Origin of the sequence: Brucella pituitosa (genome assembly GCF_965577835.1) — a bacterium.
GTDB classification, from domain to species: domain Bacteria; phylum Pseudomonadota; class Alphaproteobacteria; order Rhizobiales; family Rhizobiaceae; genus Brucella; species Brucella pituitosa.
The window spans coordinates 548,582-569,278 of the sequence record NZ_OZ264092.1 but is presented as its reverse complement, the minus strand read 5'-3'; the positions used below and the strand labels follow the sequence as shown (position 1 = coordinate 569,278).

The window sequence follows — 20,697 nt, the reverse complement described above, 5'->3', positions numbered from 1 at the left end:
ACCGAATGTAGTGATTCGCTGATGAAAAACCAGCGAAAGCGTTAAATTACTCAAGCTGCGTGACGCGGCGGTCGGTGAAATTGAGGCGGTGCGAAGCGAGAGCTTCGACCAGTCCACGCATTTCCGGCTCGCGGCTCAACAGGTCATCGAGTTCTGTCATCTGGTTCATGGCGATCAGACGAAGGATGTCATCGCGGATCGTGCCATCGGCTCGACGCGGCAAATGTGCGACCGGCTGGATGAGTTCGAGCTTCGTGCCTTTGAGGCGCGCGCGCAGGCTCTTTTCATCTGCATCAAGCGTTTCAACGAAAGCATAGAGGCCAACGCCCTTCGCAGGCAGCGAATAAAGCGCCAGCGCCACATCTTTAACGCGCGGATCGGATTTGAGGGCGGCCATGATGGTCGGGCCTTCATTGTCGATGCGGTCGCCTGTACCTTCACCGTCCGACCAATTGAAGATGCCACGGGTGATGAAGTTGTAAACCTTCTTGCCGGTTGCCAGCCAGATACGCGATGGCAGCGAGCGGCGCGCCAGAATGCGCTTTTCAGTCGGCGTCATCAGATCGGCGGCAAAGGCGCGCTTCTGCTTAATGAGATGTCGAAAATCTTCGTAGGCCAACAGGCGATAGAGCGCACCACGACGACGATGCACGCTTGCAAGCTGGAAATCGATGACGGCTGCTTCGCCTTCCGGCGTCATTAGCCAGTTTTGCGGCTTGGCAAGGTCATTATGCGTGACACCAAGGCGACGCATGTCGCGTAGAATGCGATGTGCTGTACGATACCATTTTGGATCGGATGGACGCGCAAGGTGCAACGGCGTGCCTTCTGTCCATGAACGATAGAGACCGTCACGGTCGGTATAAAGAAGCTGTGGAACGCCTTCGATACCGCGCACGGTCTTCAGTCCACGGATTTCGCGCCGCGCCAGAATCCAGGCAAGCGGCTTCGACCACCATGGTGCAGCGCTGACCACGCGACGGATGATCCGCGTGTCGGGATCGCCTGCAAAATAGCCAGCGCGGGTTTCGGAAAACACGTCGCGTTTAAAGACGGCGGTTTCCACAAACTCCGGTATGCGGTCACCTTTTGCGGGTACATCAATATTTGGGTTCTGAGCCATAAAGTTCCACTAACCGCTTGTGTCCCATCAATCAAGTTTGATGGCATTGTTCAGCTGTTGCAATCATGTGAATGAGGGCGCAAAAGAACTCACATCGCGTTTAAAGCATGTCGTTATCGGAAAACCGGTTCCCACTTTTCCGCGACATGCTCAGGGGAGAAGAAAAACATGGCGCAGAGTGACGATATCAAGCAGATCATCCGGCAGGAACAGGCGCTGATTTTCACGTCTTTCAATGAAAACGACGCGTTTTCACTGGGCCATCGGATACGTGATCTGGCTGTAAAGCAAAAGCTTGCAGTTGCCATTGATATATCGCTCTGGGATCGCCGCTTGTTCTTTGCTGCAACAGCAGGAACGACTGTGGACAACAGTGAATGGCTTCGCCGCAAGTTCAATGTCGTGCGCAGATTTCATGCTTCGAGCTATCGCCTCGTTTTGGAACAGAACCGCGACGACAAGATGTTCGCTGCACACAAGGCGCTGGATGTAGCAGATTATGCATTGGCGGGCGGTGGCTTCCCAATCCATGTGGCGGGAGCGGGTGTCATTGGAACGGCTATTGTTTCTGGTCTGCCGCAGCGTGAGGATCACAACCTTGTTGTGCGGGCTATTGCCGAGCATCTGGGGCAAGACCCGGTCGCGCTGGCTTTGGCTTCTGCTTGAACTTTGAAATACGGAGAATGAACGATGTCACTTCAGAATGTGGTTGCTCTTCAGCGTAATGAGGAGGGTATTGCTGCCGCAGTTGCAATCCTGAAACAGCGTTTCGGTGAACGCGCACAGACCGGACAGGCAATCCGCGAGCAGCATGGCCACACGACGACCTATGTGCCGACACAGGCACCTGACATCGTTATTTTTGCTCAGAATACACAAGACGTGCAGGATGTGGTTCGCACCTGCGCCGAGCATAAGGTGCCCGTGATCGCATTTGGTGCAGGCTCTTCGCTTGAGGGCCAGGTGAATGCGCCTGCGGGTGGTGTTTCGATTGATCTCACGCAGATGAACCGTGTTCTGGCGGTCCATGCGGAAGACCTCGATTGTGTGATCGAGCCGGGTATCACACGGCGTGAGCTCAACGAATATCTGCGCGATACGGGGCTGTTTTTTCCCATTGATCCGGGTGCGAATGCAACGCTTGGCGGTATGGCATCGACGCGCGCTTCCGGCACGAATGCTGTTCGCTATGGCACCATGCGTGAGAACGTACTGGCGCTGAAAGCCGTCATGCCAGATGGACGGCTGATCGAAACATCGAAGCGCGTGAAAAAGACTGCTGCGGGCTACGATCTCACAAGGCTGCTGATCGGCTCGGAAGGTACACTCGGCATCATCACTGAACTCACATTGAAATTGCAGGGCATCCCGCAGGCAGTATCGGGCGGTATCTGTCCATTCCCCGATGTTGAATCGGCCTGCCGCGCAGTTATCGAAACCATTCAGATGGGTATTCCGGTTGCCCGCATCGAACTGGTCAATAAACTCCAGATGGAAGCGCTGATCTTGCATTCCAAACTGCCTTATGAAGCGCAGCCTTATTTGTTTGTCGAGTTTCACGGCACGGAAACCGGCGTTGCCGAGCAGGCGGAAATCTTTGGCGAAATCGCTGCGGAAAATGGCGGCGGAGAGTTCCGCTGGACCAATGATCCGGAGGAGCGCGATAGGCTCTGGCGTGCACGGCACGATGCCTATCTGGCGTCCTTCCTGCTGCGTCCGGGCGCCAAGGGTGTTTCAACGGATGTTTGCGTGCCGATCTCGCGTCTTGCCGATTGCATTGCAGAAACTGAAAAAGACCTGGCTGAAAGCGGATTGATCGCGCCAGTCGTCGGTCATGTCGGCGATGGCAACTTCCATCTTCTGCTTTTGCTCGATACGGATGACGCATCGGAAATGGTGCGGGCGGAAAAGTTCATGGATCGACTGGTCAAACGTGCTCTGGCCATGGAAGGCACTTGCACGGGCGAGCACGGGATCGGACAGGGCAAGATGAAATATCTCGCTATGGAGCTTGGCGAAGCGACCGATTACATGCGGATGATCAAGAAAGCGATTGATCCGGACAACATCATGAACCCAGGAAAAATCCTGATTTCCTGATTCAAATCAGCCATTTGAATCGTCTTTTTGAGAAGGCGATTCAATATCGTTCATGAATCAGCCGTGAATCGCTTCGGCGAAAGGCAATTTGCCTTGTTATCGCCGGAACGATGCCGTTATGTTGCACCGATAAAGACCGCGTGATTCACCCTTTGTTTCATGCGGCGAGCATTTAGCATTTTATCGGAGCTTCGTTTGGGCCGCATATTCGTCATCGTGGGTGGATTGCTGGTGCTGCTTTTGACTGCAGCGCTCGTTGTGCCGCCATTTGTCGACTGGAGCGGCTATCGTGCCGATTTTGAACGTGAAGCAAGCCGGGTACTCGGTCGTCCGGTCCATGTGACAGGTGATGTGAGCGCGCGCCTGCTTCCTTTTCCTTCTGTGGCGTTTTCCGATGTTCGCGTGGGTGCCGATGCAGCTCATCCGGTGATGACTGTCGATACGTTTTCGATGGATGCCGAACTGATGCCGTTTCTGCGCGGGCAGCTCCTGATTTTCGATATGCGCGTCGAGCGTCCGCAGGCCATTATATCCCTTGATAAGGACGGTAAGGTGGATTGGGCAATTCGTCCTTCCACGCCAATTGACCCTTCCCATATCAAGGTCGAGCGGCTTTCAATCCTCGACGGCACAGCAACATTACACGATGAAGCAAGCGGACGTATTCTTACGGCCACCTCCATTAATGCGGTGATGTCTGCGAATAGCTTGTCGGGACCCTGGCAGGCAAACGGCACATTGGACATCGAAGGGCAGAAGCTCGCGCTTGATCTCAACAGCGGTGAGGCGAAACCTGATGGTTCGCTGCGGTTAAGAGCACGCATTTCCCCCGATGCAATTCCAGCATCCTTTGAAACGGATGGCGATATTACGCTCACGGATGGCCGCCTTAAGTACGCGGGCAATTTCTCGCTTCGTTCGGCGGATGCCGTTGCGCAGAACACCAGAAATCAGAAGACACCGACAGACAAGCCATTTTTTAGCGACTTGCGGGTATCGGGTAAGTTCGACGCGGACAGAAGCCGGTTTGATGCCAGCGAATTCCGTATGGAACAGGGGCCTGCGGATAACCCTTATGTAGTGAACGGCAAAGCATTCATTGATTACGGTGATACGCCCCGGTTTGATATCAGCGCCGATGGTCAGCAGATTTTCTGGGGCCCCGTCGAAACAACAGAAGACCAGCAAGCGGCCACGCCGGTTCCTTTCGGTGATCGCGTAGCGCTTGTCCGCCGTATGCTCGAACAATTGCCGATACCGGGAATGCCCGGCAATGTGGAACTGCGTTTGCCTGCGGTCATTGCTGGTGGCACCACAATTCGTTCGGTGACGATCAGCGCAGGGCCTGATGGTAATGGCTGGAATATTCGCCAGTTTGCAGCTGATCTGCCAGGACGCACGAAGGTTGAAGCGAAGGGCAGACTTTCGGTTGGTCGGGATTTTGGCTTTGCAGGTGATATGCTTGTTGCTTCGCGTCAGCCGTCCGGTCTTGCCTCGTGGCTCAATGAAACCGTCGACGAATCGATCCGCAAGCTTGATAGTGTTGGCTTCTCCGGCAAAGTTGATCTGCGCGACGGCATGCAGAGCATTGACGAACTTGAAGTCGGATTGGGTCAGACATCGCTGAAAGGCAGCTTCTTGCGGCAGGTCGCGGGTTCTGCCGAGCCCGCCATTACGCTGCGGCTGCACGGTGGCGCAGTAGAGAGCAATGCGTTGCTAGCATTTACCGGCTTTTTCTCGAGTGGTCATGGCATGGCTTCCCTTGAAGGACAGGCGCTTGATATCGGTTTCAAGGCTGGTCCGGTCCAGTATGAGGATATGGAAGCAGGTAGTGTCGATCTGGCCGTGCGCGTGCATGGTGGACGTTTTGATTTTGACCGCCTGATGGTCAACGATGTGGCCGGTACGACTTTAACGGCGACGGGTGCTTATGAGCCGTTCGCATCGGCACCATCAGGTTCGCTGGATGCCACCTTGCTGTCTGCCGATCTGTCGCATTTTCTGACGCTGGTCGCACATCGTCATCCACAGATCCCATTTTTCCGGTCGCTTTCAGCACGCGCGGACAATTATCCGGGCCTGTTTGACGATACGGAGATTAATATTATCGCCAATGCGGTCGCAGCCCCTAATGGCAACGCTGCGCCAATGCCCGCTGCAGGAGAGAATGTTGGCAAGGACAAGAGTTCACGCACCAAAGAAGCGAACACAAAGACCCCCGCCGAGGGTGGTGAAGCATCTTTCAGCGTGACCGGCAAAGCGGGTGGAATGAAGCTCGATCTCTCAGGCACCACAAGTGGTGGGAGTTCTGAGAGTGATCCGATGCAAATGCAGTTGAACGGAACTGCCTCGTCGCAGAACGGAGAAACTGTTCTCGCTCTTCTGGGCGTGCCTTCATTGCCTCTCGGGCTTGCTGGTGAGTTGACTGCGGATTTGACGATGCAAGGCGCACCGAGCGCGGGTATGCGGACACAACTCAAGCTGACGGCACCTGATGGGACAGCTGCCGCCGATGGTATCCTCTCTCTTGTTGGTGGTGATATTGCCGCAAGCGGTAAGGCGCAGGTGAAGTCCGCTGATTTGCAGCCGTTTATCGCAACTGCGGGTTATACGCTTCCGGGATTTGGCGAAGGACTGTCCGCCGATCTTTCCAGCGACTTCCAGTTTGCCAAAGGTCTTCTTCGCCTCCCAAATTTTTCGGGGAAGCTTGGTGGCGATGATGTTTCCGCCCGCATAGAGGCAAACTTTTCCGACAGCGGCCTGCCGCAGCTCAAAGGTGAAGCCAAGCTTACTTCTATTGAGCTGGGTAGTCTTGCAGCGATCATGCTGGGGCTTGAGGCCGTTGAGCCTGTTAAACCGTCTAAAGCGACAATCTGGCCAAAGACACCATTTGCAGTGCGACCATCCTTGCCTTTGCTCATTGATATGAAGCTTACCGCTGCACAGGCTCAGATGGACGGGTTTGGGGCATTGAGCGATTTTTCCACCCGACTCCAGAAGGGCATGGATGATCTCACTCTCGGGGAGCTGACAGGCAACTGGGCTGGTGGTTATCTGGTTGGTAATGTTTCATTACGCAACACTGACAAAACCGCGCTTTTGACCTCCGATCTCAAATGGAGTGGTGCGGCGCTTCAGGATTTTTATCGTCTGCCAGATGGTAGTAGCCCCTTCGCAGGCACGGTTAAGGCAGCCTTGTCTTTGAATGGCAGCGGTACGAGCGTTGCTGATCTTGTTTCATCACTTGCAGGATCAGGCAGTGCGGATGTTGAGAATTTTGCGATCAATGGCCTTGATCAAAACGCTTTCCCGGGCATGCTGTCAGCCGCTGATGCCATGGGCGATCAACCTGCTGGCACTTCGCAGCCGGATGCAAAGCAGTTTGCCGCGATTGCAGACAAAGCAGTTGGTCAGGGACGTTTTGTTGCAGGTAATGCGCGATTTGATTTCACAGTGGCCGGGGGTGTTGCCCGATTGGCACCGATTAGTCTCAATTCGGGTGACACGGTGCTGGCAGGGGATTTGCAGTTGGATCTATCCACACTGCGTCTGAACGGAGAAGGCAGTTTCTCTTTCAAACAGGCTGAAGCCACGCAGTCCGGCAGCGCCGCCAATCTGCTATATTCAATCGGTGGGACTTATGAAGAACCATCGGTTCAGTTTGATCGTCAGCCTTTGGTTCAGTTCCTGACGCAGCGTGCGCTTGAGCGCGAGCAGGAACGGGTCGAGGCCATGCAGGCAGGCATCATGGAAAAGCAGCGCCTACGTCGCCAGCTTGATCTGCTTTCATCGGACGCGCAGGAGCGTGAACGTCTCAGGCTTGAAGAGGAAGCGCGACGCAAGGCCGAGGCTGAAGCGCGCGAGCAGGCTGCACGAAATGCTTTGGAAGCGCAGCGCCCTGCAATGGGTGGCAATCCGCCAGCTCAGCTGGATGGGCAGGGCGGACAGTCGTTGAATGAATTTCTGAAGGATTTGGAGCAATCGCCGAGTACGGCGCCAAGCCCTCAGCCTTAGAGCGCGTTTCTATCGGATTGAAACAGATCGGCGCTCTAACCCATTTGTTCGAAGCATAATCTTATCGATCCTCGTTTCACTCCGGTCGGATTATGCTCTAAATCTGAAGCCTCGATTTCAGCCAGTCGAGCACGTAGAGGCGTAGGGCAGATGAAAGGTTGATCGTGCGCTCACGCTGTCCATCGATCTCGGCAATCAGCGATGCCAAGGAAACCTGTCGGCTCTGGGCTATTTCTTCAAGGATTTCGAAGAAAGGTTCTTCAAGCGTATAGCTTGTGGCGTGGCCGCGGATAGTGACAGAGCGCTTTCTCAAGCGGGCTGACTGGTTCACGTGTTGTCGTCCGATTTATCGCGTGACTCGAGCTTGTTGTGTGCAAGAAAATTTTCTGCCTTACGGATTTCTGCCTGCGCGAAATCCTTCTCGGCCCTGGTCCTGCCAAACAGAACCCTGTTCTGCTCAGCCTGCTTTTCCTTGGAGGCACGCGCTTTGTTCTTTTTAAACTGGCGCAGATTGACGATCTCACTCATGAATGCCTGCCATAACAATAAGCCGCCAGAGGGATAACAGCCTCGATGCTCTTATTTACCTGGCTTTTTCGGGTTGGTGAACCACCATATCAGCAGTGAAAGTATCACGAGCAGAAGCAGTCCGAAAGTCATCTGCCACAGCGGAAAATTCGGCGCGTCTTTGGCGACAAAGAAGCCTGCAACGATACCACTAAACCATAAGACAATCTGAGCAATTAAACGCAGCATATTATAACCGATCCAGATGAGTTGCCGTCGATCCAGAGCATTTCCAGTTTAAATTGAAACATTAGAAATGCTCTGTCTTTTGTTTTTGCCACATCTTGTTCCGAAAACAGGTTCCCACTTTTCGGGATGTGCTCCAGTATTTACAGACTAATAGTCTGCACGCTTTGATTAAAGTCAATTGCCAAGCAGCTGCCGATGATAAGCGCTGAAATTTTAAGCCAAAAAAGCAAAACGCCGGGAGAAGGTTTTCTTCTGCCGGCGCATAGAGTGTTTCAGAATAGGAAGACTTACTTTTTGCGGAAGGAATCGAGCGAGACAACATCTGCAGAAGGCTTGGGTTCCGTCTCTTCGTTGTCTGTAGCTTCTTTATCCTTGGCGGCAGCATCTTCCTTTTCAGCCGCAGTTTTACGCGGCCTGGATTTTGATTTTGGCGACTTTGCCGGAGCTTCTTCGGAGGAAATCAGCTCAATCGAAGAAATATTGCTGCCTTCATCGTTGTCGCTCGTTGGCTGGACAACGGACACATCGAACTCAAGTTCGAAATTCACTGACGGGTCATAGAAGCCGCGGATAGCGGCGAAGGGGATCGTCAGCTTTTCAGGCACATCACCGAAGGAAAGGCCGATTTCAAACAGCTGGTCCGTAACCAGCATATCCCAGAACTGGTGCTGTAACACGACTGTCATCTGCTCAGGATATTTTTCCTTGAGGCGCGATGAAATGCGCACACCAGGCGCTCCTGTAAGGAACGTGATGAAAAAATGGTGATTTCCAGGTAAGCCAGTCGCCGCCACTTCCGCAAGAACCTTGCGAATGACGCCACGGAGGGCTTCCTGAGCTAGAATATCATAACGGATCAGGTCCTGTACCATATTTTGCTTATCCCACGGATTCGCGGGTTGATGTCAAGTTTGTTCTCAAGGGAATTGAAAATTATATCGTGAAAAAGCTCAACTCCCACGTTGGTGGGGTCGAGAGCGCAATCAATGCGTGAATTTGAAAGTTCTAAAAGACAAAGCGTACAGCTTATGCGCGCTTGCCGAATGCCATCAGAAATGTTCGGACGCCATTGATCGAACTTTGCTCAATGATGGAATCGTCGATGCTTTGACCTGTCAGGAGATGGTAGTGGATATCGGCATTGATCAGCGCCAGATAATGACGGGCAGCAAGATCGGGGTCTTCAATCACCAAATCGCCGGCGAGGGCAAGTCGTGCCAGATGGGCGGCGATGGCGGGCACACCTTGCGCCGGGCCTTTGGTGCTGCAAAGCTTTGAGCCCAGCGGAAGGGCGTCCTCGTCGGATTGAAATACTTTGCGTAAAAATGCGGTCGACGGATCATAAACGCAATTGCGACTCATTCTGATGGAGAAGGCGATCAGATCGTTCTCAAGATTTTCGCTCGATTGCGGAAAGGTTGCGAGTACCGCAAAAAGGCTCGACATCATTCTGTCGAAGGCGTCGTCAACAACTGCAGCAAGCAGTGCTTCCTTATCACGATAGTGATTATAGATCGTCTGGCGGGATACGCCGGCCTCACTGGCAATCAAATCGATACTCGCACCCTGAAAACCATCGCGATAAAAAACGCGGGCGGCAGCGCAAAGAATGAAGTCGCGCTTCATGCATTGCCCCGGTTTGATGACCGTTGAACTCACCCCTTTGGGAAGGGTGGCAGGTCTATCCGATAGAACGGCTATATCGAGCATGTCAGTAGGTTTCATATCCCTAACATAAGACGACTTGACGATTTGGACAATGGTGTCTAATTTTACACTTGTGTCAAATCGGTTTTGACATCCCGTCCATTATGGCGATTGCTACACTATTTTTAAAGGCTGGGATATCCGGTTGGGGGCCGGGGCGTCGCAGAAGTTGTTAAAAATATGCAGCATTAACATGTGGATAGAACTTCTGTTGCGATATTTGGACTTAGGCTTTCCCATCCTCCCAAGCGGTGCCGCGGGCCTGAATGGGTCCAAATTCGTAACAGGCGACTCACGAAACATTGATGAAAGCGCTCCTCCCCATGACTTCTGGTCTCGTGCGCAATGCGATTATTCTCGGCCTTTTGTCCGCTATTGGTCCGTTTGCAATAGATATGTATCTGCCTGCACTACCGACAATCGCTTCAGATCTCCACGCGGAGACGAGCGCGGTGCAGATGAGTCTGCTTGCGTTCTTTCTGGCGCTGGCGCTGGCGCAACTTTTCCTTGGGCCTCTTTCCGATATGATCGGCCGCAAGCTACCGCTTTATGGCGGTCTCGTTCTGTTTTCCATTGGCAGCATCGGATCGGCCTTTGCAGCGGATATCGATATTCTGGTGCTATTCCGCTTCGTGCAAGGCATCGGTGCTGCGTCCGGTTCCGTTATTCCACGTGCGATCGTTCGCGATCTGCACACGGGTGTGGATGCCGCGCGCCTCATGTCTCTGCTGATGCTGGTTTTCTCCATCTCGCCAATTCTGGCACCACTGACCGGCTCGGTGCTGATCAGCTTCTTTGGCTGGCGCAGCGTGTTCTGGGCGGTGTTTATTGCAGCCCTCATCGGAATCGCCCTTATCGGATCGCTGCTCAAAGAGACGCGCGGTGCGGAAGCGAGGCTTGAGAGCAATATCAGCAGTGCACTCAGCGGTTATGCGCGTCTGCTTAAGGATCGTTATTTCCTCGGTCTGGTAAGTATTGGCGGCTTTGGTATCTCGGCATTCTTCGTCTATCTGGCGAATTCATCCTTTGTGCTGATCGACCATTACGGTCTGACGCCGAGCCAATATGCGATCGCGTTCTCCGTCAATGCGGTGTCATTCTTCGCGGCTTCGCAGCTCAATGGTGTGCTTGGTGCGCGCTTTGGACTACGCCGTGTGGTCAAGATGGCAGTAACCGGCTTTGCCGCATCCATGGTTGCGCTACTCGCAGTCATTCTGCTGGGCTACCAGTCGCTCTATGTGATGGCTGGGTTCCTGTTCGTCGGCTATGGATTTTTGGGTCTTGTCATTCCGACCACCGCGGTGCTTGCCCTTGAGGATTATGGCGAGATTGCCGGAACCGCGTCTGCGCTGATGGGGACACTGCAATTTGTCATCGGCGGTTTGGCTATTGCCGTGACGAGTGCTGTCTTTGATGGATCGCCCTTGCCGATGGTCGCTGGCATTGCAGCCTGCGCCGTCCTTGCATTCATCATCGCAATGATCGCTCTTTCGTCGAAAACACAACCGGCGGAGACTGCGATAACGGAAACAAAAGTGGCCGAAACCGAGCCAGCTATAGTCTGACTTTTCTAAAGCGTGTCGCGTTTTATCATAACCATGCGGCACGCTTTAAATCTTGTCTTACGCATGTCTTTCTCCCAAAAACGAGCACCACTTTTGGAAGGCCACCCAGCTTTCACAATGGAATGACACCTGCCGAAAATCGTTTCGATTGTCGGACACGATCTGGTGGTCTGAATGCTAAGAATTCAATTAGTGAAGGAAAGTGGAGGCTTCTGTTGCCAGGTGCCTCCGAACCCCGCCTTAAGGTGCTAACCCTAAGGGCTTTAGAGTGGGTTTCCCGCACCGCCATTAGGCAGCGAGAGCGTAACCCTGAGCTTTGTTGTCATTTGCAACTACTCAATTGACCCGATAACGGTGGTATCATGCCGAGCAAAAGAGCGATCTTTACACCCTTGTCGATCCTATTTCGCCCCCGCCACAACACAACTTGCTTCCGAAGCATCTTGTGTTCTGGTGGAGGCGCCGGGTACCGCCCCCGGGTCCAATAGGTTTATTACATCGTCCATTTATCACCATAGTCAGCTTGCGCCGACATGCGGTATATAGGCGTCCTTCCTCGCGATTGGAAGAGGGTAGTTGTGATTTTACAGGTTGTTGGCGGTCGAAGGCCTTCGCTTTTTGCGTTCATTTTTAATTGACAGCCAGCTTCCGCTGGTCAATCCTCAGCACACTATCAGTGCATGCCTGATAGAGATCGAAATTCTCCGGTTCTGGCGGAGGTTTAAACGGGGCAAAGCCCAATCGAAGGAGAGTGGATATATGAGTGAATATCTCGCGGATGTACGTCGTTATGATGCTGGCGCTGATGAAGCCGTTGTCGGGAAGATCGTAAAGCATCTCGGTATTGCGCTGCGCAATCGCGATTCCTCTCTCGTTTCAGCGACGGACCCGGAAGAATTGAAGCGCGTTCGCGACAGCTGGGTGGCGAAAAAGCTCGGTGTTGCGGATGCTGCGAAAGCTGAAGAAGTGGTCAATCACGTGGCAGAAGTCATGAAGGGCGATCGCAACAAGCACCGCGTCACCTTCTATTATCTCGTGGCCAAACAGCTCGATAAGCTCGGCGATCTCTAATAATATCACTCCCTTGTGGAGTTTGAGACCTCGGTGCCTCGTCGCGCCGAGGTTTTTCTTTATAGTGGTGTTAAAACGAATCGGCCCGGAAAGTAATCCCTATGCGTACCTATCTCGACCTTCTCCAGCATGTGCTCGATAATGGTTCTGACCGTGGTGATCGGACCGGTACAGGCACGCGTTCGGTGTTCGGTTATCAGATGCGGTTTAATCTCGCCGAAAGCTTTCCGGTTCTGACGACGAAAAAACTGCATCTGCGCTCGATCATCCATGAGCTGCTGTGGTTCCTCAAAGGCGATACCAACATCGCGTATCTCAAGGAAAACGGCGTTTCGATCTGGGATGAGTGGGCTGATGAAAATGGTGATCTCGGTCCGGTCTATGGCTATCAGTGGCGCTCATGGCCTGCACCGGATGGCCGTCACATCGACCAGATAGCGAATCTTTTGAAGATGTTGCGGGAAAATCCTAATTCACGACGTTTGATCGTGTCCGCGTGGAATCCGGCACTGGTCGATGAAATGGCTCTGCCACCGTGCCATTGCCTGTTTCAGTTTTACGTGTCGGATGGCAAGCTATCCTGCCAGCTTTATCAGCGTTCGGCAGATATCTTCCTGGGTGTTCCATTCAACATTGCGTCCTATGCATTGCTAACGATGATGATTGCACAGGTTGCAGGGCTCGAGCCGGGTGATTTCGTTCACACGCTGGGTGACGCGCATATCTATTCGAACCATTTCGAACAGGCGCGTTTGCAACTGACCCGCACACCGAAGCAATTGCCGACAATGCGCATCAATCCGGATGTGAAGGACCTGTTTGATTTCCGCTTCGAGGATTTTGAACTTGTCGGCTACGAAGCCGACCCAACGATCAAAGCTCCGATTGCGGTGTAAGACATGACAACTCGGAAGCCGATTGTATCGATCATCGTAGCTGCTGCTGAAAACGGTGTCATTGGTCGTGACAACGACATGCCATGGAAGCTGTCGACTGATCTTAAGCGTTTCAAGGCACTGACATTGGGCAAACCTGTCATCATGGGGCGCCGTACGTGGGATTCCATCGGTCGTCCTTTGCCGGGGCGCCCCAATATCGTTGTGACACGCGATGCCGCATTTACTGCGGAAAGCGCACAGGTGGTTGGTTCGCTTGAAGATGCAATTGATCTGGGACGCAGGCTTGCGGCTGAGCTCAATGTTGATGAAGTCTGCATTATTGGTGGTGGCAACATCTATGCGCAGGGGCTACCATTGGCGGATGTGGTGCATCTTACCCGCGTCCTGGCCATGATCGATGGAGACACATATTTCCCTGAAATCGATTCGGAAGTCTGGCGGGCCGTTTCGACCGAGGATGTGCCTGCAGGCGAGAAAGACAGCCATCCAACACGCTATATTCGATATGAACGGCGTGTTGCGTAAATTATAACGCAGGAAATTTGCCGCCTCACGTTGAAAGCGGCCCTCGCGATGCCTATAAAACGGTAACATTAGTTGATGACGGGAGGTGGCGCTTGCTTTCCCGTCTCCCGGACGAGAGGTGAGGATGCCCTGGAGTAATCAGAACGGCGGCGGTGGCCCATGGGGTGGCGGCGGCGATAATAATAACAATAATAACGGCGGCAATGGCGGCCCATGGGGGCAGGGACCGAAAGGACCGCGCGGTGGTGGACAGAACACACCGCCAGATCTCGAGGATATTCTTCGCAAGGGCCAGGACCGTCTGAAGAAGGTTTTCCCAGGTGGCGGCGGTGGCAAAGGCGGCAGCAATCGCGGCGTATTTTTCCTCATCGGCGCAGCGGTGCTGGGTTTCTGGCTATTCCAATCCATCTATACCGTCCAGCCTGATGAACTTGCTGTAGAACTCCGCTTTGGTAAGCCAAAGGCTGAAGTTTCCGAGCCAGGCCTGCATTTCCATTTCTGGCCGATCGAAACCTATGAAAAGGCACAGATCGTCGAAAAGCAGATCAATATCGGTGGACAGGGCTCGCGTAGCGCCACGCAAGGACTGATGCTGACAGGCGATCAGAATATCGTCAATGTTCAGTTCTCGGTACTTTACCGCGTATCCGATCCGCGCGCTTATCTGTTCAATGTTGATAATCCGGACTCGATGGTCCAGCAGGTTTCTGAAAGTGCGATCCGTGAGATCGTCGGCCGCAGACCGGCTCAGGATGTTTTCCGTGATAACCGTGCTGCGATTGCACAGAGCGTTCGTGACATCGTTCAGGCGACGCTTGACCGCTACAATACCGGTATTCAGGTTAATGCCGTTTCTATCGAAGATGCAGCACCGCCTCGTGAAGTGGCTGATGCATTTGATGAAGTACAGCGTGCTGAACAGGACGAAGATCGCTTCGTAGAAGAATCCAACCAGTATTCCAACCAGCGTCTTGGTCAGGCACGCGGTGAAGCAGCCCAGCTTCGTGAAGAAGCAGCAGCTTACAAAAACCGTGTCGTTCAGGAAGCTGAAGGTGAAGCCCAGCGTTTTAGCTCGGTACTTGGTGAGTATCTGAAGTCGCCGGAAGTTACCCGTAACCGTCTTTTCCTTGAAACGATGGAACAGGTACTGAAGAGCACAAAGAAAGTCATTGTGGAGCCTGGAAAAGAAGTCGTGCCTTATCTGCCTCTGAACGAACTTATGCGTCAGCAGCCGCGTCCCGGCGCGAACGCAACCACAACCGGCGGAGGTGCACAGTAATGTCTCAGAACAGGCTTCCGATTATTGGCGGTATCATCGCCGTCATCCTTTTCCTGGCATATTCGGCCACCTTCATCGTCACCGAACGCCAGCAGGCAATCGTTCTGCGCTTCGGTCAGATCGTTGCTGTAAAGACCGAACCGGGTATCTATTTCAAGCTGCCTTTCGGCTTTCTTGATGCCGATACTGTGCAGCTGATTGATGACCGTCTTCTGCGCTTTGATCTCGACGATATCCGCGTTCAGGTTTCGGGCGGTAAGTTCTACGACGTGGATGCATTCCTCGTTTATCGCATTACCGATGCTCGCAAGTTCCGTGAAACTGTTTCGGGCAGCACCCTGCTCGCCGAACAGCGCCTGCGTACGCGTCTCGATGCAGCATTGCGTGGTGTTTACGGCCAGCGTGGCTTTGAAGCTGCACTCTCCGAAGAGCGTGGCGACATGATGCGCGAAGTCGCTAACCAGATGCGCGCCGATGCGACTTCACTTGGTCTGACCATTGAAGACGTTCGTATTCGCCGTACCGATCTGACGGCTGAAGTCTCGCAACAGACCTATGACCGCATGAAGGCAGAACGTCTTGCAGAAGCAGAACGTCTGCGCGCCCGTGGTCGTGAAGCAGCACAGCGTATCCGCGCTATTGCTGATCGTCAGGTTGTCGAAACGGTTGCCGAGGCACGCAAGGAATCTGAAATCCTTCGCGGTGAAGGTGAAGCACAACGGAGTGATATCTTCGCTCAATCTGCCTCGAAAGATCCAGGTTTCTTTGCCTTCTATCGTTCGATGGCAGCCTATCGTGAAGCTCTCCAGACGCCAGACACGACGCTTGTTCTCTCACCGGATTCGGAGTTCTTCAAGTTCTTCCGTGATGCTGGCGGGAAACTGGCAACGCCGTCGCAGTAAGAGAGATTATCGCAAATGAGCGATTTTCTGGCCGCCGTAGGACTTCTCTTCGTCTTTGAAGGGCTGCTCTACGGCGGCTTTCCTTTTTTCGCCAGGAAGCTTGCCCGCGATGCATCCGAGACGCCGGAAAGCATGCTTCGGATTGCAGGGCTTTCAGCGCTGGCAATCGGCGTCTTCATTGTCTGGCTTGTCAGGGGATAAGCCACTTCATCCATCATATTTCTGCTCACCGCTCTATGCGGGGCCGTAAACAGGCCGTATTTTGCAGCGATCTAATCCTTTCGATTTATCACCGCAGACAGAAACGGAGCAGAGCTTCATGGCAATTGCACCCAAGGCGGGATTTACTCGCACCCTTTTAGCAACCGTGGCTCTTGGAGCGATGAGTTTTACGGGGACAGTGGCGATTGGCATGTCGCCTGCAATTGCTCAGCAAGCTGGGGCACAACAGACTGCGCCGGTACGCCAAGGACCGGGCTCGGTGGCCGATCTTGCTGAGGGGCTTCTGGATGCAGTCGTAAATATTTCGACATCGCAGACAGTCAAGGAAGACGGCGAAGGCGATGGCGGCGTACCAATGCCGCAGGTGCCGGAAGGTTCTCCATTTCAGGAGTTCTTCAACGACTTCTTCAATGACAAGGACGGCGGTAAGAACAACGATTCGCGCAAAGTGCAGTCGCTGGGTTCCGGTTTTGTAATCGATGCCGAAAAGGGCTATATCGTAACGAACAACCACGTCATTGCCGATGCCGATGAAATCGAAGTGAATTTCGTTGATGGCTCGAAGCTCAAGGCCGATCTTGTCGGCAAGGATACCAAAACCGATCTAGCTGTGCTGAAAGTTGATCCGACCAAACATAAGCTCACCGCAGTGCAGTTTGGTAATTCCGAAAAGGCGCGCATTGGTGACTGGGTTCTGGCGATCGGCAACCCCTTCGGTCTTGGTGGCACTGTGACAGCCGGTATTATTTCGGCCCGCAAGCGCGATATTCAGTCTGGGCCTTATGACGACTTCATCCAGACCGATGCGGCGATCAACCGGGGTAATTCCGGCGGTCCACTTTTCGATATGGATGGCAAGGTAATCGGCATCAATACGGCAATCTATTCGCCGTCGGGTGGTTCGATTGGTATTGGCTTTGCAATTCCAGCTGAAATGGCCGTCGGTGTCATCGATCAGCTGAAAGAATTTGGTGAAGTGCGCCGCGGCTGGCTCGGTGTACGTCTGCAGCCAGTTACCGAAGATATTGCGCAGAGCCTTGGTCTGAAAGACGCGAAAGGCGCTTTGATCGCTGGATTGATTGAAAATTCAGGCGTCGACAATACGGCTATCAAGGCGGGTGACGTGGTGATCCGCTACGATGGCAAGCCGGTTGAACGTGCTCGGGATCTGCCACGTCTTGTCGCTGAAAGTGCAGTCGGTGACGAGGTCGATGTTGTCGTCGTTCGTGACGGTGAAGAGAAAACCATAAAGGTCAAGCTCGGACGTCTGGTTGAAGACGATAAGAGCACTGAAGCGGCGGCCGAAGATCAGGCTCCTCCACCAGACATGGAAGAGGGCGAAGACGGTGCAGAAGCACCCGATGCGTCAAAACCTGATACTCAGAAAAAAGAACAGAAGGAGCAGGCCGGCACAACTGTGATGGGCATGAAGCTTGCGGAGATCAGTGATGATGTTCGCGGTGAATTTGGCATCGCCGAAGATGTGCAAGGCGTTGCCGTGCTCTACGTTGCTCCGGGTTCTGCTGCCGCTGAGAAGCGCGTCGAAACAGGTGACGTCATTGTCGATATCGGTCAGGTTACTGTGAAGACGCCTGCTGACGTGAAGAAGCGGATCGATGCCTTGCGCCGCGAAGGTCGCAAGAATGCACTTCTGATGCTTGCTTCGCGCTCAGGCGAGCTGCGTTTCGTGACAATCCGTATCGACTGAGCATTTCCGGCAAAAGTGCGAAGCGGTTTTGCGTAGGATAATGTGATGAAACAAACGCTTAGAGCGGTTCCAGCGACTCCGTTTTAACTGGAACTGCTCTAGGCTTTTGCCTTGTTAAAAGCAAAAGGCGTCGCAGAGTGGTGCGACGCCTTTTTTTGTTTGTGTTCTGAATCACTTGCAGGAATTGGCTCTGAATGTGATTCAGTTCTTCGCAGGCTTGATGGTTCGATAGACGACATGGCGTTTGAGATGTGGCATCTCATCTGGTACGCGCGGATGATCGAAGTCGCTTGCTGCATCGCGAACCATGCCAATGCGCTGCATGACAGATGTCGAGCGGTCGTTGTTGGAGACTGCGAAGGACACGACTTCAGGCAATTCCAATGTTTCGAAGGCATAGGCGAGAAGCGCTTTGCCTGCTTCCGTCACATAGCCTTTGCCCCAGAATGGCCGTGCGAGTCGCCAGCCAATTTCGACAGTGCCGTTTGGAAAATGTGGTTCCAGATCAGTGCGCGCCAGCCCCGCAAAACCGATGCATTGTCCGCTTTGCTTTTCTTCGAGAGCATAAAAGCCGAAGCCGGTTTCTGAGATCATGGTTTGAAGAAGCTCAAACAGTGCATCCGATTCCGCACGATTGCGGCGGAACGGAAAGAAACGCATCACTTCATCATCGGAGTTGATCACGTGAAGCAGTTCACGATCACGATCTTCCCAGTTGCGGATAATGAGGCGAGGCGTTTCCAGAATGATCATTCAACGAAATCCGATTTACGATAGCCTTGAATATAGAGAAGGGCGGTCAGGTCGCCATGGTCAATACGGACCTTGGCCTGGGCTGCGACTGCGGGCTTTGCATGAAGGGCCACGCCTGTCCCTGCAAGCTGGATCATCCCAAGGTCGTTGGCACCATCACCCACTGCAATCGCATCCTGCGGCGTAAGGCCGAGACGATCAGCGATTTCAACGAGCTTTTCAACCTTCGCTTCGCGTCCAAGGATAGGGTCTGAAACGGTGCCGCTTAAATGTGCGCCATCGTGAAGGAGCGTGTTGGCGCGGTCTTCATTGAAGCCAATCATTTCTGCAACGCGACGTGTAAACGAGGTGAAGCCACCGGACACCAAAGCGGTATATGCGCCGTGTTTGCGCATGGTACGCACAAGTTCAACGCCGCCCGGCATCAGCGAGATGCGCGTGGAGATAACCTTATCGATGACTGACAACGGCAGACCTTTAAGAAGAGCGACACGCTCTCGAAGTGCTGGCTCGAATTCAATTTCGCCGTTCATGGCGCGGGCTGTAATGGCTGCAACATGTTCGCGAAGGCCAGCTTCTTCGGCCAGTTCGTCAATGCATTCCTGCTGGATCATGGTGGAATCCATGTCTGCAATCAGAATTTTCTTGCGTCGGCTATCCTGTTCCTGCACCACCACATCGACAGGTGCACCATCGAGAGAAGCGCGCAGAGTGTTTTCTGCTTCTTCGTGGGAGATGCCAGAGGCAAGCGGTATGTCGCAGGCGATGCCGTCAGCCAGCCAATAAAGTCCGGTTGCATTCACTGCCGCCGAGGCTTTAATCCCCAGCGATGGAGCAAGCAGCGCTTTGGCCGGATTGGCAATCAGTGTAGCAATGAGGGAAACGGATCGGGACATGAGGAGCATTTCCTACGATGAGTGAGCATGCGGTGAAGGATGCAATCCTGATAGCTGGCCCAACGGCCAGCGGCAAGTCAGCTCTTGCCCTTCATATGGCAAAGAAGACTGGCGGCTTCATCGTGAACACCGATTCTATGCAGGTTTATGATGTGCTCGACCTGTTGAGCGCACGCCCGCAGCCTGATGAGTTGCGCGAGGCTGAGCATTATCTTTATGGGCATGTTCCCCCCTCTGTTTCCTATTCGACCGGCAAATGGTTCGCCGATGTGGAGGTCTTGCTTTCGCGTTCCAACCTTGAGGGACGGGTACCAATTTTTGTCGGCGGTACGGGGCTTTATTTTAAGGCGCTGCTGGGCGGGCTGTCGCAAATGCCGGAGGTGCCTGTCGATATACGTGAATATTGGCGCAATCGGATGGGCGAAGAGGGGGCGGAAGCTCTTCATGCAATGCTTATGGCGCGTGATCCTGAGATTGCAGCAACGCTTCGTCCAACCGACAGCCAGCGTATCGTTCGCGCATTGGAAGTGTTTGAAGGGACAGGCAAGTCTCTGCTGCATTGGCAGAAGGCAACGGGCACGGCGCTGGTAGATGATGCTAGCGCGACCAAGATCGTGCTGTTACCTGATCGCAAGTGGTTGGGCGAGCGGATTGACCAGCGCTTCAATCTCATGTGGGATCATGGTGCGCTTGATGAAGTACGCGCATTGATGGGGCTTGATCTTGATCCGGCACTGCCAGCGATGAAGGCAATCGGCGTACGGGAAATCGCTGCATTCTTTGCCAGCGAGATGACGCGAGAAGAGGCTATCGAGCGGTCTGTAATTGCAACCCGCCAATATGCCAAACGCCAATCGACATGGTTCCGTAATCAGCTGGATCAAAGCTGGAATGTCTATTCCTCAGGTCATGAGGCCTTGTCAGGGCAATAATCTTATCGAACGCGGGTGTTTGACAGAAGAAAATATCGCGCCTGATGATTTTATGCGTTGACGGAGCGATTTTCGGTGATTAGTCTCCCGACCATGAACAGAACAGCTCTTATTCTTGTGGTACGAACGCGCATGGGCAGGATGGTGTAACCATCCGGCGAAAGCTCCCATGCGCGAAAGACAGGCTCCCTCGGGGGCCTTTTTTGTTATCTAAACACCAACGAAATTGAATATGTAAAGCAGAC

20 protein-coding genes and 1 other RNA gene are annotated in these 20,697 nt (G+C 53.5%); 12 read left to right on the top strand and 9 right to left on the bottom strand.

Features of this window, described 5'->3' with window-relative positions; genetic code table 11:
* Positions 1-46 precede the first annotated feature (46 nt).
* On the bottom strand, positions 47-1,123 hold the full coding sequence (locus ACSME1_RS02755; protein WP_024899610.1) for a serine/threonine protein kinase: 1,077 nt from the start codon (positions 1,121-1,123) through the stop codon (positions 47-49).
* A 168-nt stretch (positions 1,124-1,291) separates the two neighbouring features.
* Here ACSME1_RS02755 and ACSME1_RS02750 point away from each other — a divergent pair, with 168 nt between their 5' ends.
* The 3 genes from ACSME1_RS02750 to ACSME1_RS02740 all read left to right on the top strand — a co-directional run bounded on the left by ACSME1_RS02750 (position 1,292) and on the right by ACSME1_RS02740 (position 7,237).
* Positions 1,292-1,789: a heme-degrading domain-containing protein gene (locus tag ACSME1_RS02750; protein WP_105705764.1), complete on the top strand. Its 498-nt coding sequence runs from the start codon at positions 1,292-1,294 to the stop codon at positions 1,787-1,789.
* Positions 1,790-1,813: 24 nt separating this feature from the next.
* Positions 1,814-3,223: an FAD-binding oxidoreductase gene (locus ACSME1_RS02745; protein ID WP_105705766.1), complete on the top strand. Its 1,410-nt coding sequence runs from the start codon at positions 1,814-1,816 to the stop codon at positions 3,221-3,223.
* Positions 3,224-3,418: 195 nt separating this feature from the next.
* Complete coding sequence (locus ACSME1_RS02740; RefSeq protein ID WP_024899613.1) at positions 3,419-7,237, top strand: AsmA family protein; 3,819 nt, start codon at positions 3,419-3,421, stop codon at positions 7,235-7,237.
* A gap of 97 nt (positions 7,238-7,334) precedes the next feature.
* Here the strand turns inward: ACSME1_RS02740 and ACSME1_RS02735 are convergent, their stop codons facing one another.
* The 5 genes from ACSME1_RS02735 to ACSME1_RS02715 form a co-directional block, all read right to left on the bottom strand.
* A complete protein-coding gene (locus ACSME1_RS02735) occupies positions 7,335-7,568 on the bottom strand; it encodes a ribbon-helix-helix domain-containing protein (RefSeq protein WP_024899614.1) in 234 nt (77 codons plus the stop codon).
* Positions 7,565-7,765 carry a DUF4169 family protein gene (locus ACSME1_RS02730; protein ID WP_024899615.1) on the bottom strand — a complete coding sequence of 67 codons (201 nt, stop codon included), beginning with the start codon at positions 7,763-7,765 and terminating at the stop codon, positions 7,565-7,567. Before ACSME1_RS02730 ends, ACSME1_RS02735 begins: the two co-directional genes overlap by 4 nt.
* Before the next feature lie 51 nt (positions 7,766-7,816).
* Positions 7,817-7,993 carry a hypothetical protein gene (locus ACSME1_RS02725; RefSeq protein ID WP_164844639.1) on the bottom strand — a complete coding sequence of 59 codons (177 nt, stop codon included), beginning with the start codon at positions 7,991-7,993 and terminating at the stop codon, positions 7,817-7,819.
* 287 nt (positions 7,994-8,280) lie between these two features.
* Positions 8,281-8,865: an SspB family protein gene (locus ACSME1_RS02720; RefSeq protein WP_024899616.1), complete on the bottom strand. Its 585-nt coding sequence runs from the start codon at positions 8,863-8,865 to the stop codon at positions 8,281-8,283.
* A gap of 154 nt (positions 8,866-9,019) precedes the next feature.
* Positions 9,020-9,718, bottom strand: a complete 699-nt coding sequence (locus ACSME1_RS02715; protein WP_024899617.1) for a TetR/AcrR family transcriptional regulator — start codon at positions 9,716-9,718, stop codon at positions 9,020-9,022.
* A 305-nt stretch (positions 9,719-10,023) separates the two neighbouring features.
* Here ACSME1_RS02715 and ACSME1_RS02710 point away from each other — a divergent pair, with 305 nt between their 5' ends.
* The gene (locus ACSME1_RS02710; RefSeq protein ID WP_024899618.1) at positions 10,024-11,265 is read left to right on the top strand and encodes a multidrug effflux MFS transporter; all 1,242 of its coding nucleotides are present in this window, start codon (positions 10,024-10,026) and stop codon (positions 11,263-11,265) included.
* A 201-nt stretch (positions 11,266-11,466) separates the two neighbouring features.
* Here the strand turns inward: ACSME1_RS02710 and ssrA are convergent.
* Positions 11,467-11,837, bottom strand: a transfer-messenger RNA (tmRNA) gene (ssrA, locus tag ACSME1_RS02705).
* 187 nt (positions 11,838-12,024) lie between these two features.
* Here ssrA and ACSME1_RS02700 point away from each other — a divergent pair.
* The 7 genes from ACSME1_RS02700 to ACSME1_RS02670 all read left to right on the top strand — a co-directional run bounded on the left by ACSME1_RS02700 (position 12,025) and on the right by ACSME1_RS02670 (position 17,871).
* The gene (locus ACSME1_RS02700) at positions 12,025-12,336 is read left to right on the top strand and encodes a DUF2853 family protein (protein WP_024899619.1); all 312 of its coding nucleotides are present in this window, start codon (positions 12,025-12,027) and stop codon (positions 12,334-12,336) included.
* 101 nt (positions 12,337-12,437) lie between these two features.
* Complete coding sequence (locus ACSME1_RS02695) at positions 12,438-13,232, top strand: thymidylate synthase (RefSeq protein ID WP_105534482.1); 795 nt, start codon at positions 12,438-12,440, stop codon at positions 13,230-13,232.
* Positions 13,233-13,235: 3 nt separating this feature from the next.
* The gene (locus ACSME1_RS02690) at positions 13,236-13,760 is read left to right on the top strand and encodes a dihydrofolate reductase (protein WP_105705768.1); all 525 of its coding nucleotides are present in this window, start codon (positions 13,236-13,238) and stop codon (positions 13,758-13,760) included.
* A 124-nt stretch (positions 13,761-13,884) separates the two neighbouring features.
* Positions 13,885-15,039: an FtsH protease activity modulator HflK gene (gene hflK, locus ACSME1_RS02685; RefSeq protein WP_105705770.1), complete on the top strand. Its 1,155-nt coding sequence runs from the start codon at positions 13,885-13,887 to the stop codon at positions 15,037-15,039.
* Positions 15,039-15,941, top strand: coding sequence for a protease modulator HflC (gene hflC / locus ACSME1_RS02680; RefSeq protein WP_024897557.1), 903 nt, complete (start codon positions 15,039-15,041; stop codon positions 15,939-15,941). Before hflK ends, hflC begins: the two co-directional genes overlap by 1 nt.
* Positions 15,942-15,956: 15 nt before the next feature.
* Positions 15,957-16,142, top strand: a complete 186-nt coding sequence (locus ACSME1_RS02675; protein ID WP_024897556.1) for a DUF2065 domain-containing protein — start codon at positions 15,957-15,959, stop codon at positions 16,140-16,142.
* 118 nt (positions 16,143-16,260) lie between these two features.
* Positions 16,261-17,871: a Do family serine endopeptidase gene (locus tag ACSME1_RS02670; RefSeq protein WP_105705771.1), complete on the top strand. Its 1,611-nt coding sequence runs from the start codon at positions 16,261-16,263 to the stop codon at positions 17,869-17,871.
* A 201-nt stretch (positions 17,872-18,072) separates the two neighbouring features.
* Here the strand turns inward: ACSME1_RS02670 and ACSME1_RS02665 are convergent, their stop codons facing one another.
* Entirely contained in the window at positions 18,073-18,624 is a 552-nt protein-coding gene (locus tag ACSME1_RS02665; protein WP_105705772.1) for a GNAT family N-acetyltransferase, read from the bottom strand.
* Positions 18,621-19,520, bottom strand: a complete 900-nt coding sequence (serB, locus tag ACSME1_RS02660; RefSeq protein WP_100558791.1) for a phosphoserine phosphatase SerB — start codon at positions 19,518-19,520, stop codon at positions 18,621-18,623. The genes ACSME1_RS02665 and serB overlap by 4 nt, the downstream gene beginning before the upstream one ends.
* 17 nt (positions 19,521-19,537) lie before the next feature.
* On the opposite strand from serB, the gene miaA reads away from it, so the two are divergent.
* Positions 19,538-20,452 (top strand): tRNA (adenosine(37)-N6)-dimethylallyltransferase MiaA, encoded by a 915-nt coding sequence (gene miaA / locus ACSME1_RS02655; protein ID WP_105705773.1) that lies wholly within the window; start codon positions 19,538-19,540, stop codon positions 20,450-20,452.
* Positions 20,453-20,697 lie beyond the last annotated feature (245 nt).